This window comes from Sinorhizobium sp. 6-70 (assembly GCF_030124375.1).
Taxonomy (GTDB): domain Bacteria; phylum Pseudomonadota; class Alphaproteobacteria; order Rhizobiales; family Rhizobiaceae; genus Sinorhizobium.
The window spans coordinates 128,972-145,632 of sequence record NZ_JASKLS010000004.1 but is presented as its reverse complement, the minus strand read 5'-3'; the positions used below and the strand labels follow the sequence as shown (position 1 = coordinate 145,632).

Genomic DNA, 16,661 nt, shown 5'->3' with positions numbered 1-16,661 from the left:
GCGCACGGCGCTATAACTCTTTGAATCTACGCATCGTGCTTTCCGAAAATCGGGTCCGATTTTCGGGCCGATGCTAGGCTTTTCCGCTCGCAGCGATCACGTCAAGCATCATCTGCGCCCGGCCCATGACCCCGCGCGGGCTCTCGGTGTCGTCGGTGATCTGCTGGAACCAGCTTTTTGCCTTGGCGAAGTCGCCTGCCTTGTAGGCCGAAAGACCAAGCGCTTCCCGGGCGGAATGGCGCATCGTGTTTTGCGGAACGGCCAGTTGTTCGACCTCCGACGACACCTGCTCATAGGTCCCGTGGTCGATGAGCAGATAGGCGGCGCGCAGGCGCGCGGCATCGCGCAGCGCCGGCGGAATACGCGTATCCTTGCCGATTTCGGAGAAGGCAGTGATCGCCGCGTCGGTCTCGCCCTTCTGGGCCTGCAGGGTCGCAGACCGCAACCGGGCCAGCACCGGATAGGAGCCGTAGCCGTCCTTTTCCAAAGCCGTCAGCGCTGCAAGCGCCTCGTCCGACTTGTTTTCCCGGGCAAGATTGAGCGCCGCGAGGAAGGCATCTCCCGATTGCGAGGAGGATGTTTCCTGCCAATAGTCATAACCGACCTTGCCGACGGTGCCGAGCACGATCAAGGCGGCGAGCGCGACGATCAGCCCGCCGAAGCGCATCCAGATGGCTTTCATCTGGTCCGAACGGAGTTCTTCATTGACCTCGCGGATAAAGCTGTCGTCTTGGTTCGCCATGTCCCTGTGTTCCGGCTGCCCGGCCTTCATGATGAGAATTTTGCGCCTTCTACCCGATTTTGCGCCGCTTGTAAGGGGGAGAAGATCATTTAGCCGATGGCGATGGGTGCTACCCCGATCACCAGTTCGTGCAGCTTCCAGACAATCGCAACGAAGAGCGCAGCCCCGAGGAGGATTGCGCCGACATCGTAGCGATAGGAAAAGACGGTTGGGTAGCTGATCTCGCCGGCACGCCAGCGCTTCTTCATGGAAATGCGGAGAATGACGCCCCACGCCAGGAAGGAGCCGAAGAGCAGGACGGACGAGGTCTCGCCGTTGGCAAGCAGATGGGCAAGTGCCCAGATCTTGATGGCGAGGATCGCCGGATGCTTCGTTGCGACACGAATCTTGCCAGACGGCAGGAAGGCGGCCGCGAGACAGATGCAGGCGATCAGCATCAGGGTCAAGGCGATATGGGTGAGAAAGACCGGCGGCGTATAGAGGATGCCGGTGGTCGCGCGCGCCTGGTCGAAACCGAAGGCGATAAGTGCGAGGCCAATGACCGCCGAGATGCCGTGGATCGCGTGCCAGGTTCCGACGCCCTTTCGCTCGATCACGGCCTTGCGCACGCTCGGTGCGAAGCTTCGAACGAGGTGGATGCCCAAGAAGATCACAATGCCCAGTACGAGAAGCGCCATGTTTCACCCGCCGCAATTATTCATTTGTTTACCAAGCCATAGCGATATCAATCGCGAATTTCCAGATGCATCAAAGGATTGCCGCATTCCTGCACAACGGACGGCACGAACAATTCCTTTACTGATTCTCCCAAGATGCCTCCGAAATGACGCGCCAGATCCTTGCTCTCTCCCTTTGCCTTTTTCCCGCCCTCGCCATTGCCGAGCCGCTGCCGGCACCCGAGGCCACAGCGAACAAACAGCTCGTCATCGTCTCCTTCGACGGTGCGCATGACAACGCGCTGTGGGAGAGGAGCCTCACCATGGCGAGGCGCACCGGTGCCCACTTCACCTATTTCCTGTCCTGCACCTTCCTGATGACAAAAGCGGACGGCAAGCAGATCTACAAGGCGCCGGGCCAAAAGGCCGGGCGCTCGAACGTCGGCTTCGCGCAAAGCCGCGAGGAGATCGCGGCGCGGGCCGGCCATATCTGGCAGGCCCATATCGATGGACACGATATCGGCAGCCATGCCTGCGGCCATTTCGACGGCAAGGGTTGGAGCGATGCCGATTGGCAGCGGGAATTCACCGCTTTCCGCGAGGCTTTGATCAACGCCTGGAAGAAGGCCGACAAGGCAGGGGCGGAACCGCAAGGCTGGGCGGAGTTTGCGCGAAACGATATCAGGGGTTTTCGCGCGCCCTACCTTTCGTTGAGCGACGGCCTGGTGCCGGCGTTGAAGGCGTTTCGCTTCACCTATGACGCAAGCCTCGTGACCAAAGGGCCCGGGTGGCCGTCGTCACAGGACGGCTTGCCCCGTTTCGGCTTGCCCCTCATTCCCGAAGGTCCGTCGCACCGGCCGGTGATCGGCATGGACTACAACCTCTTCGTCCGCCATTCGATGGGCGTCGAGAACAAGAAGAACAGCGCGGCCTTCGAAGAACGCACGCTTGCGGCCTACCGCGAGGCGTTCCGCAAGGAATACGACGGAGGCCGTGTTCCGCTTCAGCTCGGCTTCCATTTCGTCGAGATGAACGGCGGCGCCTATTGGCGCGCGCTTGACCGCTTCCTGACGGAGACCTGCGGCAAGCCGGATGTCGCCTGCGTCAGCTATGCCGAGGCGCTCCCCCTCATCGAGAGCGCAAAAAAGAAGGCGGATCGCTCCGCCTTCTGATTGATCCGGCTTAAAGCGCCAGCTCTTCCTTGCCGCCGACCTTGATGAACTGCTGGTCGATCTCCGGCAGCGGCTCCTCGTCGAGGATCGCTTCGAAGGCGCGCAAGCGCTTGTAGATCGAGAGGAGCTCGACGATCGTCGGCCACGAGTTGACGAGATATTGGAACGAGGACGTCACCTGGCCGAACGCACCGGAAATCTGGTTCAGGGCGCCAAGCGATATTCGGCCGGCGATGATCGACGGAGCCAGGATCAGCAGCGAGAAGATGTTGTTGATCTGCAGATAGAAGATGCGGGCGATATTGAAATAGAGATAGTGGAAGTAAAGCCGGAAATAGTTCCGGCGGACATTATCGAACAGATCGGCGACCGTCGGCGGCTGGGCGCGGTCGGCGTGGTCCTCGCCATAGACCAGTTCCTTGCGGTAGGCGGCCTCCACGCGCTGATTGCGGAATTCCAGCCCCGGCAGCTTGATGCCGACGAGCGCCAGGAACAGGGTGCCGAACAGTGACCAGAGTACTGCGGCCGTTACCAGCGGATAGGGAATGATGCCTACAATCGGAAGCTCGGTGACGTTGGCGGACAGCCGGATCAGTACCGGCGTGAACGCGATCAGGGTCATGACGCTATCGATCAAGCTGACGCCAAGCCCCTCGACGGTGGTCGAGAAACGCATCGTATCTTCCTGGACGCGCTGCGAAGCACCTTCGATATGGCGAAGCCTGCTCCAGTGCTCCATGTAGTATTCGTTCATCGCCGTGCGCCAGCGGAAGATGTAGTGGCTGACGAAGAAGCGCGTCATGACCGCAACGGCGACGGCGACCATCGCAATCGCCAGGAATGTGCCGATCTCCCCGTAGAACTGCTCGGCCGTCACCACAGCCGACTTGGAAACCGCTGCCTGCACCAGATCCCAGAACGGGCCGTACCAGTTGTTGATCGCGACACTCACCTGGACCTGGAAATAGGTAACAAAAAGGATCAGAGACGAGCCCAGGATAGACCAGGTCTGCCAGCGATGCGGTGAATAGACGTACCAGAACGCCGTGAAAAGCCCGACGGCGACGGCGAAGTATATGTAAAACCACAGGAAAGCCGGCGACCAAAACGCGGAAATGCCGACGATCGGCGGCGCATCTACCGCCAAAGGAGGAAGGCCGAATGCGGCGCCCAGGCTTTCGCCCCAGCCGTACCAGAAGGCAATGGCTAACAGCGACCAGGCGATGACGGAAATGAAGAATTGCTTCGGCTTGGGGAAAAAGGATTGGAACAAGGTGCGGCACTCTCGGTTCTGAGGAAGGACAATGACTTGCCCCCTGATGTGCCGAAACTAGGGCAATTCACCCAAGGCAACAATTAGGTAATGTGAATGTTACTGTTATTTCATGAAGCTGCGCGTTTTTAAATTTTCCCGCAGATCGGCCGGATGACCTTGGAAATCAACGATCCAGGGCTGGACTGATCTTGCGCAACTCAAGCACGACCACGCCTCCGCAGCAAAACAGAACGAGCGCGGCTACGAGCGTCGGCAAGGTAAAATCGCCGGTCCGTTCGGCAAGCCAGCCGGCGACGAGCGGCCCGACGATCTGGCCGATACCGAAGGCAGCCGTCATCAAGGCAAGCGCCCGGCGCGGGCTTTGCGGCGCAAGCCGCCGTCCGATCTGCAGGCCATAGGCCGTGATCATCATGAAGGTGGCGCCGAGCATCAAGCCGCCCACGATCGGCGCGAAGGGCAACGGCAACGAGACGGTCAGCACAAGCCCGGCAGCCTCGACCAGAAGACCGATGGCGTAGACGCCAGCAAGCCCGAAACGCGGCACAGCGAAGCGCCAGAGATACACCGAGACCGCGGCACTTGCGCCTGTCAGCAGCCAGGCGAGAAACTCAACGCTGTGACCGCCGCTCGCATCGCGAGCCATGGCAACGAGAAACGTGGCGGTGATCACGTAGCCGAAGCCGAAGAAACCGTAGGTAAACGTCACGACCGTCAACGGCCGCGTCCACATCAGCGGCCCTTCACGTTGACCGCCACTTGCGGCGAGATGTCCGCGCGGCAGCAGCGCGGCCACGACGACCGTGCCCATGAGCGCGACGAGTGCGCCAGTGAACCAGTCCGCTTGCGACGTGGAGAAGCCGGCGGCTGCAAGCGGTGCGGCCCAGACGCAGATCGAGGAAAGGGCGATGCCAAAGCCGACTCCGCCGAAATGCACTGATGGGACATGCTCCGATCTGGCGCGCAGCCCCTCTCCGAGCACGATCCCCGAGATGAAGATCATCGCAAAAGCGCTGGCAACGCCAGCGAAGAAACGAATGATGGAGTAAGCGAGCACAGAGGACGTCAGTCCCATGGCGGCGAGCAACAGCGTCGTCGCCACGAGCGCCGCGAGGCCGATCCGCCGCTCGCGGCCATGAGCACAGCCATAGGCGGCAAGCACGGCGCCGGCGAGATAGCCAACGAAGTTCGCCGAGGCGATCAGCCCGGCGTCCCGTGGCGAGAGCCCCGCATCCGCCATCATCGCCGGCAGGATCGGCGTGTAGGAAAAACGGCCGAAGCCCATGGCAACCGCCATGGCGATGGCACCGGCGATCGCCGTTGCCGCGAGATTGCCGCCTGGGGTGGGAGGCGCGAGCGAAGGCGCCGGCTCTTTGGCGCCGCGGTGCTTTACCTCATGAAGGCCGGCACCGGCTTGCTTCGAAGGGACGTGATCGCGGTCCGGCAGTTTGTGAAGCGTGCTCATGTCTTCTTATTGCACCGCAGCAAGAAGACGACAAATGACAATAATTGAACGTCCTGTTGAAGGAATCGAACACTCCACCGAATTCGCTACAGCGTCTTTTGCGCGTCTGATAAGGCGCGCGGCGCTGTAGGGGCGTCACCCCGGCAAGGTGACGACCAGAGGCCCGCCGCGCGTGACGACGACGGTATGTTCATACTGCACCGTCGGAGCGCGTGGCTCGCTGTAGAGCGTCCAGTCGTCGTCTCCGCCTTCCGCCCAGTGGGCGCCCATCGACAGGAACGGTTCGACCGTGAAAACCATGCCATCGGTCATGTGCCGCCGCTCGGATGGGTCCGGCCAGGTGGCAATTTCGCCCGGCTCCTCATGCAGCGAACGGCCGATGCCGTGGCTTGCGAGATTGGTGACGAGGGAATAGCGGTTCTTGCGGGCGAAGTCGCCGATGGCATTGCCGATCGCCGCCAGGGATTGTCCCGGGCGCACCTGCTTCAGCCCGACCCACATGGCGCGCTTGCCGTCGCGGCAAAGCCTGTCGATTGCTGCGGTCACTGGAGGCACCGGAAAAGACGCGCCCGTATCGGCGAAGATACCGTCCTTCTCCGCCGAAACGTCGATATTGACCAGATCGCCGGCGCGGATCACGCGGGCGCCGGGGATGCCGTGGGCGATTTCCTCGTTGACGCTGATGCAGGTCGCGCCGGGGAATTGATAGCAAAGCTCCGGCGCCGAACGCGCGCCTGCATCCTCCAGCACCTTTCGCCCGATCGCGTCGAGTTCGGCCGTGGTGATACCGGGTTCGAGGGCCTCGGCCATAGCCTGGAGCGCATTGGCGCAGATGCGGCCGATTTCCTTCAGCCGCTCAAGATCTTCGTCGTTGTTGAGGGTCATGGTGTCTCGCTTTCGCGGCCACATGTAGCGTGCCGGCCCGGCATATGCCAGTGCCGACAGCAGACGTTCAGGTGCCGGCAGAATGCGATCGGCGTTGCTCCGCCAGCATCTCCCGGACCAGTGGCGCGACCTTGGTGCCGTAAAGCTCGATGCCGCGCATGATCTGGTCATGCGGCATCAGGCCGATCGCCATCTGCAGGAGGAAGCGATCATTGCGGAAGAGTTTTTGATGCGCGACGATCTTCTCCGCCACCGTCTCGGGATCGCCGAGGAAGAGATTGCCCGTCGGGCTGCGCGCCTGGTCGAAGTGGGCGCGGTTCGTCGGCCCCCAGCCGCGTTCACGGCCGATGCGGTTCATCACCTCCGCCTGCGGTCCGTAGAACTGGTCAGCCGCCTTCTCCGTCGTGTCGGCGATGAAACCATGAACGTTGATGCTCGTCTTCAGCGTCGCGACGTCCTGGCCTGCGCGGCGCGCCGCCTCGCGGTAAAGGTCGAAGAGCGGCGCAAAACGGCGCGGCTCACCGCCAATGATCGCGAGCGCCATCGGCAATCCGAGCGCGCCCGCACGCGCCACCGACTGCGGTGTGCCGCCGACGGCGATCCAGAGCGGTAGCGGAGCCTGCATCGGACGCGGATAGACGCCACGGTTGTCGATCGGCGGCCGCAACTCGCCCAACCAGGTAACCTTTTCGCTCTCCCGAATCGCCAGCAGCAAATCCAGTTTCTCTGAAAAGAGCTGGTCGTAGTCGTCAAGCGACTGGCCGAAGAGCGGGAAGGACTCGATGAAGGAGCCTCGGCCCGCCATGATCTCGGCACGACCGTTGGAGAGAAGGTCGAGCGTCGAAAACTGCTGGAACACCCGCACCGGATCGTCCGAGCTCAGTACCGTCACGGCGCTGCTGAGCCGGATCCTGCTGGTGCGCGAGGCAGCGGCCGCAAGGATCACCGCCGGTGCTGAAGCAGCGTAGTCCGGGCGGTGATGCTCGCCGAGGCCGAAGACGTCGAGCCCGACCTGGTCGGCAAGCTCTATTTCCTCGAGGAGGTTGGCCAGACGTCGCCGCCCGTCGGCACCCTTGTCGATCGCATTCGGATCCACGTCCGCGAATGTATAAAGCCCGAGTTCCATGATGCCTTCCTGTTTCTGTTCGCACAGAAATAGTTGGCATCCTGTCACGCCGCAAATGGCCATTCGGGAAACGCATCGTTTCCCCATTGCCGCCGCTGTGGAACCGGGACGGCCGGGCTAGGGAGCCGGCGGAGACCGCGCGGGCTTTCAACCTCCTGCTTGAGCCCCAGGTAACGCGGACGACGGTACGGAGGCGTGTTGGCCGAGCAGGACTTCGCCGGGAAAACCGTCCGTGGTTGGCGGTAGCGCGGGGCGTGGAAGGCCACCCCGCGTACGTCTTTCTACATGGCGTCCATGCCCTTGATCGCGTTACCCAGATGCGACTTGCACTTTTCCAGGTCATTGGCCGCCATGGCGTCCTTGGCCATGGTCAATTCCTTGGCAGATTCGACTTTCTTTGCACCGTCGGAAATCTGACTGATCTGCTGTTCGGCCTTCGCGATGGCGGCCGCATCGCAAACGACATCCGTCTGCGCAAGTGCAGGAGCGGCGAGTGCCGCAATGAAAGCGAGAGTAGCGACTGATTTCAGGATCATGAGTGTTCTCCATTGGCCGGCATGATGCCGGCTCGCATAGGTGAACCGCATGCGGCCGCATCTGTTCCTGCATTTGCAGCCGGAGAGAGCATCTTTTCGAGAAATCTCCACACAACTGCCGCGCATGCAGTTGGCCCAACAGGCTAAGATGAGCGTTCCTGATGTGGGGCGCCCCCTCGCGCATAACCCGCAGGGACGACCTCCATGTCCGTAGTTGGGCAGCAGGTCATACAGCCGGTTGACCGCACTCCTCGAGCGCTGTTGGGCCTTGTGAGAGCGAACGCGACGAGCCCGAGGGCGCACCGTCGCTTTTCCAGCCCGCATGGCGCGGCTTAGCCGCGACCGCTTGGGCAACTTCTCGGTCCTGCAGCATCTTGCCGGCGATTGTGTTCACTTGACTACGCCAGCGGCTCGACCACCATGCCACTTCGCAACATACGGCAACGCGAACATGTAGAGGCCGGTGAAAAGCAGCAAGAAAAGCGGGAGCAATGGCGCATAGACCACCCAGGCAGGAGGCTCCCCCAGTCCCATGGCGACGAAGTTGGCGATCACGGTCACCGTGAAGGCGATCGACAACCAGCGGTGGATCTGCCGAATCCACGTGTTCCAATTCATCGAAACCTCCCATTAACGCAGTGAATCAGGCCCGATTGGCCCATTTGGACGGTGCCGGCGGACTTCAATCCGTCTGCGCCAGGACGCGCTCCAGATTGGCAAAAAACTGCTGCCATCCCGCTTTGGCGCCTCCGAAGGCCTGCCGCTGTTCCGGCCGGAAGCCCGACTGCTCCATGCGCAGCTGGGTCCCTGTGCTCGTTGGGGTCAGCGTGAAAGTCACCACACTCCTCAAATCGTAGGCCGCATCGTCGTGGGCGAAATTCCAGGTGTAGGTCAGTTTTTTGTTCGGCTCTACGGCGAGGACCTCGCAGTCCAATACGCCGCCCCAGTCTCCGCGTAGATTGAAACCGTGGCCCACAACCGCTTTGAAATCGTTCTTCATCAGCCACTCCTCCACCAGGTGTGGCTGGGTGAGCGCGCGCCAGATCTTTTCCGGCGGATGCGGGATCTCGCGTTCGACCACGACGGAGCGCATTTCGGGCGACGTTTCGTTCATTGGTCCATCCTTTTCAGTAGGTCTTCGAGGTCGTCGAAGCGGCTTTGCCAGAAACCGGCCATCTGGCTTGTCCAATCGACCAGCGGAGCAAGCGCACCGAGTTGGGCGCTGTAGTACGTGTGGCGACCTTCGTGGCGGTCGCGCACCAACCCCGCCTGCTTCAGGACCCCGAGATGCTTTGAGACGACCGGTTGCGAGACCCCGGCCCGAGCCGTCAGTGCTCCGACTGTTCTTTCCCCCTCACGGCACAATCGCTCAAAGAGAGCCCGCCGAGTCGGATCGGCCAGGGTCCTGAAGAGCACGTCGTGAGCGTTCGACATTTAGGGATCCATACCCAGTTGGCTATTGATCGATATATAGCCATTCAGCTATGCGAGAGTCAAGTCGAACTGGGGCCGGCGTGATGACCCGCGATACAGCGACTCCTCGTCCTCGGACCGGCACCACCTTCGCGCGGGGCATCCTTCTCGCGCGACGCCCGGGAGTTCGGATTGCGTAACGAGACCTTAGGCAATCTTCCCATAGCCCATTGGCGATGCATCATCGACTTCATCGAACCATCGATGCTCGCAGCAGCGCTTCATTGCTGCGATCCGCAGATGCCTGCGTTATGTTTTTTGTAAGCAAGCCTTGCAAAACCGCAGGCGAAACGCTGCCGCTTACGCCGCGATCAGCGTCCTCTTGACCGCGTTGCGCCAGCCCTTGAGCTTTCCCTTGCGCGTCGCCTCGTCCATTTCTGGTTCGAAACGCCGGTCGCGCGCCCAGGACTTGGCAAACTCCTCCTGGCTTGGCCAGATGCCGGCGCGGCTTCCGGCAAGCCAGGCGACACCAAGCGCCGTCGTCTCAAGAATCACCGGGCGATCGACCGGCGCGTCGAGCAGATCGGAGAGGCGCTGCATCGTCCAGTCGGACGCGACCATGCCGCCGTCGACGCGCAGCACCGTATCCTTGCCGCCGTTACGCCAGTCCTTGTGCATGGCCTCGAGCAGATCGCGGGTCTGGTAGCAGACAGCTTCGAGTGCCGCCCGGGCGAACTCCGCTGGTCCGGTGTTGCGGGTCATGCCGAAGATCGCGCCGCGCGCGTCCGGATCCCAGTGCGGCGCTCCGAGGCCGGTAAAGGCCGGAACGAGATAGACGTCCTGCGAGGGATCGGCGCTCTCGGCGAGCGTGCCGGTATCCGGGGCCGCCTTGATCACCTTGAGGCCATCGCGCAGCCATTGCACCGCCGCACCCGCAACGAAGATCGAACCCTCGAGCGCGTAGGTGGTCTCACCGTTGAGGCGATAGGCGATGGTGGTAAGCAAGCGGTTCTTCGAGCGGACGATGTCCTTGCCGGTGTTGAGCAGTGCAAAGCAGCCTGTGCCGTAGGTCGATTTCAGCATGCCGGGCTTGAAGCAGGCCTGACCGATCGTCGCGGCCTGCTGGTCGCCCGCAACGCCGAGGATCGGGATCGGCGCGCCGAAGAGCGCTGCATCCGCCACGCCGAAGTCTGCGGCGCAATCCTTGACCTCCGGCAGCATCGCCCGCGGAACGCGCAGAATGTCGAGCAACTCGTCGTCCCAGGCATTGTCGGCGATGTTGTAGAGAAGCGTGCGCGATGCGTTGGTCGCATCCGTGGCAAAGGACTTGCCGCCGGTGAGCCGCCAGATGAGGAAGGTGTCGATGGTGCCAAAGCAAAGCTCGCCCTTCGTTGCGCGCGCATGCGCCCCTTTCACGTTTGAAAGCAGCCAGTTGAGCTTCGTGCCGGAGAAATAAGGATCGAGCAGCAGACCGGTCTTTTTCGCAAAGGTCTTTTCGAGCCCTCTCTTCTTGAGCTTGTCGCAGAACAGCGCGGTGCGGCGGTCCTGCCAGACGATCGCATTGTGGATCGGCTTGCCGGTCTCGCGCTCCCATACGACCACCGTCTCGCGCTGGTTCGTGATGCCGATTGCGGCGATCTCGCTCGCGGATATGCCGGCCTTCCCGATCGCTTCCTTGACGGTGAAGAGAACCGTTTGCCAGATTTCCTCGGGGTCGTGCTCGACCCAGCCCGACTTCGGGAAATGTTGTTTGAATTCCTTCTGGCCGACGCCGGCGATCTTCTGCTTGCGGTCGAAAACGATCGCCCGGCTCGATGTCGTGCCCTGATCGATCGCGAGAATATATTGGCCCATGCGCCCCTCCCCGGCCTTATGTTGATATCGCGCCTTCCTCAACGACGACATTCGAAAAACTTCAATACGATGGAAAAACGAATGTCAAACGAAAACGAAACGCAATATCACCGCTCCTCCGAACGGTGCCAAATCTGCGTCGGCAATCTGAAAAACACAATTGTCACTCGTGCATTTTTCCGCGTAGGTTGACGCTGTTGCATTGCAAAACCGAACCAAGGGCGGAACGAAGAACAGCGCGGCGAGTTTCGCCCGCGCCGCCGCTCGAACCGGCGACAAAGAGCGGCAGCGCAAGGGAGAGAAGAAATGACGAAGACTGCGGTCATAACAGGCTCGACGAGCGGCATCGGACTGGCGATTGCCAAGGCGTTCGCCAAGACCGGTGCCAATACCGTGCTGAATGGCTTCGGTGCGTCGGACGAGATCCGGGCCGTGACGGACGAGGTCGCCGACCTCGGCAGCGGCACGGTCATCTATCATCCTGCCGACATGACGAAGCCTGAGGAGATCGCCGACTTGATGGCGACCGCTGCAGCGCGCTTCGGCGGCGTCGATATCCTCGTCAACAATGCCGGCGTGCAATATGTCGAGAAGGTCGAGGACTTTCCGGTCGAACAATGGGACCGGATCATCGCGATCAATCTCTCCTCCTCCTTCCACACGATCCGTGCGGCTCTCCCCGGCATGAAGGCGAAAGGCTGGGGACGTATCATCAATATCGCCTCCGCGCATGGGCTCGTCGCCTCGCCCTTCAAGTCCGCCTATGTCGCGGCCAAGCATGGTATCATGGGCCTGACGAAGACGGTCGCGCTGGAGGTCGCGGAAAACGGCATCACGGCCAACTCGATCTGCCCCGGCTACGTGCTGACGCCGCTTGTCGAGAAGCAGATCCCGGACCAGGCGAGGACGCGCGGCATCAAGGAGGCGCAGGTAGTGAGCGACGTGATGCTCAAGGGCCAGCCGACAAAGAAATTCATAACCGTCGAGCAGGTGGCATCGCTAGCGCTCTATCTTGCGAGCGACGATGCCGCGCAGATCACCGGCACGCATGTCTCGATGGACGGCGGCTGGACCGCGCAGTAGCGGGCTGCAGTGTGAGCGATTTTCCACCGTTGACGAGCTACAGCGCCGCGCGTCTTATAACATAACACGCGCAAAGGACGCTGTAGCACTTTGAATTGCTGCATGTTTTATCCATATATCGGCTACGGTTACGGGAACGCGCAGCAGCCACGGAATGATTGGCATGGCACAGGCATCCAACAGCATCCGCTTCGTCCTGAATGATACCGAAGTCGCCCTTTCGGACGTCGCGCCGACTGCGACCTTGCTCGACTATCTGCGGCTGGAGCGTCGTTTGACCGGCACCAAAGAGGGCTGCGCCGAAGGCGATTGCGGCGCCTGCACAGTGCTGGTTGGCCGCCTTGCGGACGACGGCGAGAACGGCGAAAGGCTCGTGTACGAGAGCGTCAACGCCTGCATCCGCTTCGTCGGGTCGCTGAACGCGACACATGTCGTGACTGTCGAGCATCTCGCGACCACGGAAGGCACGCTCCATCCGGTGCAGCAGGCGATGGTCGATTTCCACGGCTCGCAATGCGGCTTCTGCACGCCGGGCTTCGTCATGTCGCTCTATGGCCTGTGGCTGACGAACGACAATCCGAGCCGGGCCGCGATCGAGAAGACGCTGCAGGGCAATCTCTGTCGCTGCACCGGCTATGAGCCGATCGTGCGGGCGGCAGAGGCCGCAGCGCGGGAACGCCCCTCGGCGCTCTTCGATCCGATCACCCGTACGCGGGAAGCCGTCACCGCCCGGCTGAAAGCGCTCCATTCCACGGAAACGATCGTGATCCGCAAGGGCGAGGACTGTCTGATCGTGCCGGCGGACGCGTCGGGACTTGCAACGGTGCTCGACGAACATCCGACCGCGACAATCGTCGCCGGTGCAACCGATGTCGGTCTCTGGGTGACGAAGCAGATGCGACCGCTCAATCCAGCGGTATTCATCAACGGCATCGCCGAACTGCAACGGATCGACCGTACGGAAGCGGGTCTGACGATTGGCGCCGGCGTCAGCTACACCGCCGCGTTCGATGCCCTCTCCAATGCCTACCCAGCCTTCGGCCAACTCATCGATCGCATCGGCGGCGAACAGGTGCGCAATATGGGCACGATCGGCGGCAACATCGCCAATGGCTCGCCGATCGGCGACAGCCCACCGCCGCTGATCGTCCTCGGCGCATCGGTCACCCTGCGATCGAAGAACGGCACGCGCACGCTGCCGCTCGAGGATTTCTTCATCGCGTACGGCAAGCAGGATCGCAGGCCGGGCGAATTCGTCGAAAGCATCTTCGTTCCGGCGTTGCCCGAAAGCGATCGTTTCGCCGCCTACAAGGTTTCGAAACGCCGCGACGAGGATATCTCCGCCCTCCTCGGCGCCTTCCGGATCGCGGTTGACGAGGACAACCGCGTCCGCACCGTCCTCGTCGCCTTCGGCGGCATGGCCGCAACGCCAAAAAGGGCGAAGGCGGTAGAGGCGGCCCTGATCGGGCAGCCCTGGAGCGAGGAAACCATTCGCGCGGCTCAGGCGGCTCTTGCGAGCGACTACCAACCGATCACCGACTGGCGCGCCACGAGCGCCTATCGCATCCTGGCGGCAAAGAACCTGCTGATGCGCTTTTTCCTGGAGAGCACCGGCGACACGGTTCAACTCCAGCGTTTCGAGGATGTGGCATGAGTACGGCGTTCGAAGCTTGTGCCGGGGGATTGCCCCTCTCCTCGGGTTTAACCCGAGGACTAACCCTCTCCCCGCAAGCGGGCAGAGGGGACAAAGGCGGCACGGCAACGTTCCTTCTCCCCGTCAGAACGGGGAGAAGGTGGCCGGCAGGCCGGATGAGGGGCGCTTTCTTCGAAAGGGATCGACAAGATGGATAAGTCCACCTTCGAAGAGCAGACCACCATCGCTGGCCCGATGCACACACGGCTGCGCCACGACAGCGCCCACAAGCATGTGGCGGGAACGGCAGACTATATCGACGACATGCCCGAGGCCGCCGGCACGCTTCATGGCGCGCTGGGCCTTACCGATCGCGCCCATGCCGAGATCCTGGAGATGGACCTCTCCGCTGTCGCCGCATTGCCCGGTGTCGTCTGCGTGCTGACCGCACGCGACATGCCGCATTCAAACGACATCAGTCCGAGCCACCTGCATGACGAGCCGGTGCTGGCCGACGGCCGCGTGCAGTTCCATGGCCAGCCGGCCTTTGCCGTGTTCGCCGAAACGCGCGAGATCGCACGCCGTGCCGCGCGGCTCGCCAAGATCACCTATCGCGACCTGCCGCATTTGATCGATGTGGCCGACGCCATGGTCCAGGGCGGCGAGCTCGTGACGCAACCGCTGACGCTCCAGCGCGGTGACGCCGAAGCTGAACTGGAGCGGGCGCCGCGCCGGCTGAAGGGACGGATGCGGATCGGCGGCCAGGAGCACTTCTATCTGGAAGGGCACATGGCCCTGGCCATTCCCGGCGAAGACGACGAGATGACTGTCTGGTCCTCGACGCAACATCCAAGCGAAATCCAGCATATGGTCGCGCATGTGCTAGGCGTGCCGTCCAACGCCATCACGGTGAACGTCCGCCGCATGGGCGGCGGCTTTGGCGGCAAGGAGACGCAGGGCAACCAGTTCGCGGCACTTGCCGCCGTCGCCGCGCGAAGGCTTCACCGCGCCGTGAAATTCCGGCCGGACCGCGACGACGACATGATGGCGACCGGCAAGCGCCACGATTTCCTCGTCGATTACGACATCGGCTTTGACGACGAAGGGCGCATCCACGCCGTCCATGCGAACTACGCCGCCCGTTGCGGCTACTCCTCCGACCTCTCGGGGCCGGTGACCGACCGGGCGCTCTTCCACGCGGACAGCTCCTATTTCTACCCGCATGTGAAGCTGACCTCGCAGCCGCTGAAAACCAACACGGTCTCCAACACCGCCTATCGCGGTTTCGGGGGACCGCAGGGCATGGTCGGCGCCGAGCGCATCATCGAGGAGATCGCCTATGCCCTCGGCAAGGATCCGCTCGAAATCCGCAAGCTGAACTTCTACGGCGAGAAGGGATCCGGTCGCGACATCACGCCCTACCACCAGAAGATCGAGGACAATATCATCCATCGGATCGTCGGCGAGCTGGAGGTGGATGCCGATTACCAGGCGCGCCGCGCCGCGATCGTCGACTTCAACAATTCAAGCCGGGTGATCCGAAAAGGAATTGCGCTGACGCCGGTGAAATTCGGCATCTCCTTCACCATGACTGCCTTTAACCAGGCGGGCGCGCTGGTGCATATCTACCAGGATGGCTCGGTCCATCTCAATCATGGCGGCACGGAGATGGGCCAAGGCCTCTACACCAAGGTGGCCCAGGTTCTCGCCGACAGCTTCCAGATCGATATCGACCGGGTGAAGATCACCGCGACGACGACCGGCAAGGTGCCGAACACGTCGGCGACCGCGGCCTCGTCGGGCTCGGATCTCAACGGCATGGCGGCCTTCGACGCGGCCCGTCAGATCAAGGACCGTCTGGTCGCCTTCGCGGCCGAGCGCTGGCAGACGACCGCCGAACGCGTCACCTTCGTGGCGAACCATGTAAAGATCGGCGAGGAGCGCGTGCCTTTCGCGGATTTCATCCGTCAGGCTTACACGGCCCGTGTGCAGTTGTCCGCAGCCGGATTCTACAAGACGCCGAAGATTCACTGGGATCGCGCCACGGGGCGCGGCACGCCGTTCTATTATTTCGCCTATGGCGCCGCCGTCTCCGAGGTCTCGATCGACACCCTCACCGGCGAATACCTCGTCGATCGGGTCGACGTGCTGCACGATGTCGGTCGCTCGCTCAATCCGGCCATCGACCTCGGCCAGATCGAGGGCGGCTTTGTCCAGGGCATGGGATGGCTGACCACGGAGGAACTCTGGTGGGACGACAAAGGACGTTTAAGGACGCATGCGCCCTCGACCTACAAGATTCCGCTCGCCTCGGACCGGCCGAAGATCTTCAACGTCCGCCTCGCCGAATGGTCGGAGAATGCCGAGATGACCATCGGACGATCCAAGGCGGTTGGGGAACCGCCCTTCATGCTGCCTATCTCGGTGCTTGAGGCTCTGTCGATGGCGGTCGCCAGTGTCGCCAACTACCGCGAATGCCCTCGCCTCGACGCCCCGACAACGCCGGAGCGTATCCTCATGGCGGTCGAACGGTTGAGGCAAAGCGGCGGTTGATTGGCTGCCGCGAGCACTATTGGAACATATCGTCGTCTCGCAGCGGCGAACGTCCATCCATAAAACCCATGTCTCTTTTCATGTAATCGGACAACGCCTCGACATCCAGTCTACGAGAGCGCGAGCGTTCGGAAGCAAGAGCGCTCGAAGCAAATCGCAAAATCATGTCGAAGGAGAAAAACGGTTTCTTCTCAGTGCATTCCATTGCATCGCAAGTCATTCAGACACCTGTTGCATTTGCTGAACTCGACTTGCAGGATGCCGCGAAAG

At 62.1% G+C, this 16,661-nt stretch carries 15 protein-coding genes; 4 read left to right on the top strand and 11 right to left on the bottom strand.

The features are described from left to right. Positions 1-73 precede the first annotated feature (73 nt). Together QN222_RS10445 and QN222_RS10440 are read right to left on the bottom strand one after the other, a co-directional pair. Positions 74-742 (bottom strand): tetratricopeptide repeat protein, encoded by a 669-nt coding sequence (locus QN222_RS10445; protein WP_283961657.1) that lies wholly within the window; start codon positions 740-742, stop codon positions 74-76. Between the two features lie 89 nt (positions 743-831). Continuing rightward, positions 832-1,419 carry an NnrU family protein gene (locus QN222_RS10440; RefSeq protein WP_283961658.1) on the bottom strand — a complete coding sequence of 196 codons (588 nt, stop codon included), beginning with the start codon at positions 1,417-1,419 and terminating at the stop codon, positions 832-834. Between the two features lie 146 nt (positions 1,420-1,565). Between QN222_RS10440 and QN222_RS10435 the strand changes: the two genes are divergently transcribed. Further along, positions 1,566-2,570, top strand: a complete 1,005-nt coding sequence (locus QN222_RS10435; protein WP_283961659.1) for a polysaccharide deacetylase — start codon at positions 1,566-1,568, stop codon at positions 2,568-2,570. Positions 2,571-2,580: 10 nt separating this feature from the next. Here QN222_RS10435 and sbmA read toward each other — a convergent pair whose 3' ends face one another. The 9 genes from sbmA to glpK all read right to left on the bottom strand — a co-directional run bounded on the left by sbmA (position 2,581) and on the right by glpK (position 11,122). Beyond that, on the bottom strand, positions 2,581-3,843 hold the full coding sequence (sbmA, locus tag QN222_RS10430; protein WP_283961660.1) for a peptide antibiotic transporter SbmA: 1,263 nt from the start codon (positions 3,841-3,843) through the stop codon (positions 2,581-2,583). Positions 3,844-4,009: 166 nt separating this feature from the next. Beyond that, positions 4,010-5,140, bottom strand: coding sequence for an MFS transporter (locus QN222_RS10425; RefSeq protein ID WP_283961682.1), 1,131 nt, complete (start codon positions 5,138-5,140; stop codon positions 4,010-4,012). Positions 5,141-5,443: 303 nt separating this feature from the next. After that, a complete protein-coding gene (map, locus tag QN222_RS10420; protein ID WP_283961661.1) occupies positions 5,444-6,193 on the bottom strand; it encodes a type I methionyl aminopeptidase in 750 nt (249 codons plus the stop codon). A gap of 67 nt (positions 6,194-6,260) precedes the next feature. Then, positions 6,261-7,319, bottom strand: coding sequence for an LLM class flavin-dependent oxidoreductase (locus tag QN222_RS10415; RefSeq protein ID WP_283961662.1), 1,059 nt, complete (start codon positions 7,317-7,319; stop codon positions 6,261-6,263). A 281-nt stretch (positions 7,320-7,600) separates the two neighbouring features. Continuing rightward, positions 7,601-7,855: a hypothetical protein gene (locus QN222_RS10410; RefSeq protein ID WP_283961663.1), complete on the bottom strand. Its 255-nt coding sequence runs from the start codon at positions 7,853-7,855 to the stop codon at positions 7,601-7,603. A 390-nt stretch (positions 7,856-8,245) separates the two neighbouring features. Then, complete coding sequence (locus QN222_RS10405) at positions 8,246-8,473, bottom strand: hypothetical protein (RefSeq protein WP_283961664.1); 228 nt, start codon at positions 8,471-8,473, stop codon at positions 8,246-8,248. Positions 8,474-8,537: 64 nt separating this feature from the next. Beyond that, positions 8,538-8,969 carry an SRPBCC domain-containing protein gene (locus tag QN222_RS10400; protein ID WP_283961665.1) on the bottom strand — a complete coding sequence of 144 codons (432 nt, stop codon included), beginning with the start codon at positions 8,967-8,969 and terminating at the stop codon, positions 8,538-8,540. Continuing rightward, entirely contained in the window at positions 8,966-9,289 is a 324-nt protein-coding gene (locus QN222_RS10395; RefSeq protein WP_136505746.1) for a helix-turn-helix transcriptional regulator, read from the bottom strand. The genes QN222_RS10400 and QN222_RS10395 overlap by 4 nt, the downstream gene beginning before the upstream one ends. 339 nt (positions 9,290-9,628) lie before the next feature. After that, the gene (gene glpK, locus QN222_RS10390; protein WP_283961666.1) at positions 9,629-11,122 is read right to left on the bottom strand and encodes a glycerol kinase GlpK; all 1,494 of its coding nucleotides are present in this window, start codon (positions 11,120-11,122) and stop codon (positions 9,629-9,631) included. 306 nt (positions 11,123-11,428) lie between these two features. Between glpK and QN222_RS10385 the strand changes: the two genes are divergently transcribed. The 3 genes from QN222_RS10385 to xdhB all read left to right on the top strand — a co-directional run bounded on the left by QN222_RS10385 (position 11,429) and on the right by xdhB (position 16,391). Further along, positions 11,429-12,205 (top strand): 3-hydroxybutyrate dehydrogenase, encoded by a 777-nt coding sequence (locus tag QN222_RS10385; protein ID WP_283961667.1) that lies wholly within the window; start codon positions 11,429-11,431, stop codon positions 12,203-12,205. A gap of 163 nt (positions 12,206-12,368) precedes the next feature. Continuing rightward, positions 12,369-13,859: a xanthine dehydrogenase small subunit gene (gene xdhA / locus QN222_RS10380; protein WP_283961668.1), complete on the top strand. Its 1,491-nt coding sequence runs from the start codon at positions 12,369-12,371 to the stop codon at positions 13,857-13,859. 189 nt (positions 13,860-14,048) lie between these two features. Next, positions 14,049-16,391 carry a xanthine dehydrogenase molybdopterin binding subunit gene (gene xdhB, locus QN222_RS10375; protein WP_283961669.1) on the top strand — a complete coding sequence of 781 codons (2,343 nt, stop codon included), beginning with the start codon at positions 14,049-14,051 and terminating at the stop codon, positions 16,389-16,391. Positions 16,392-16,661: the final 270 nt, after the last annotated feature.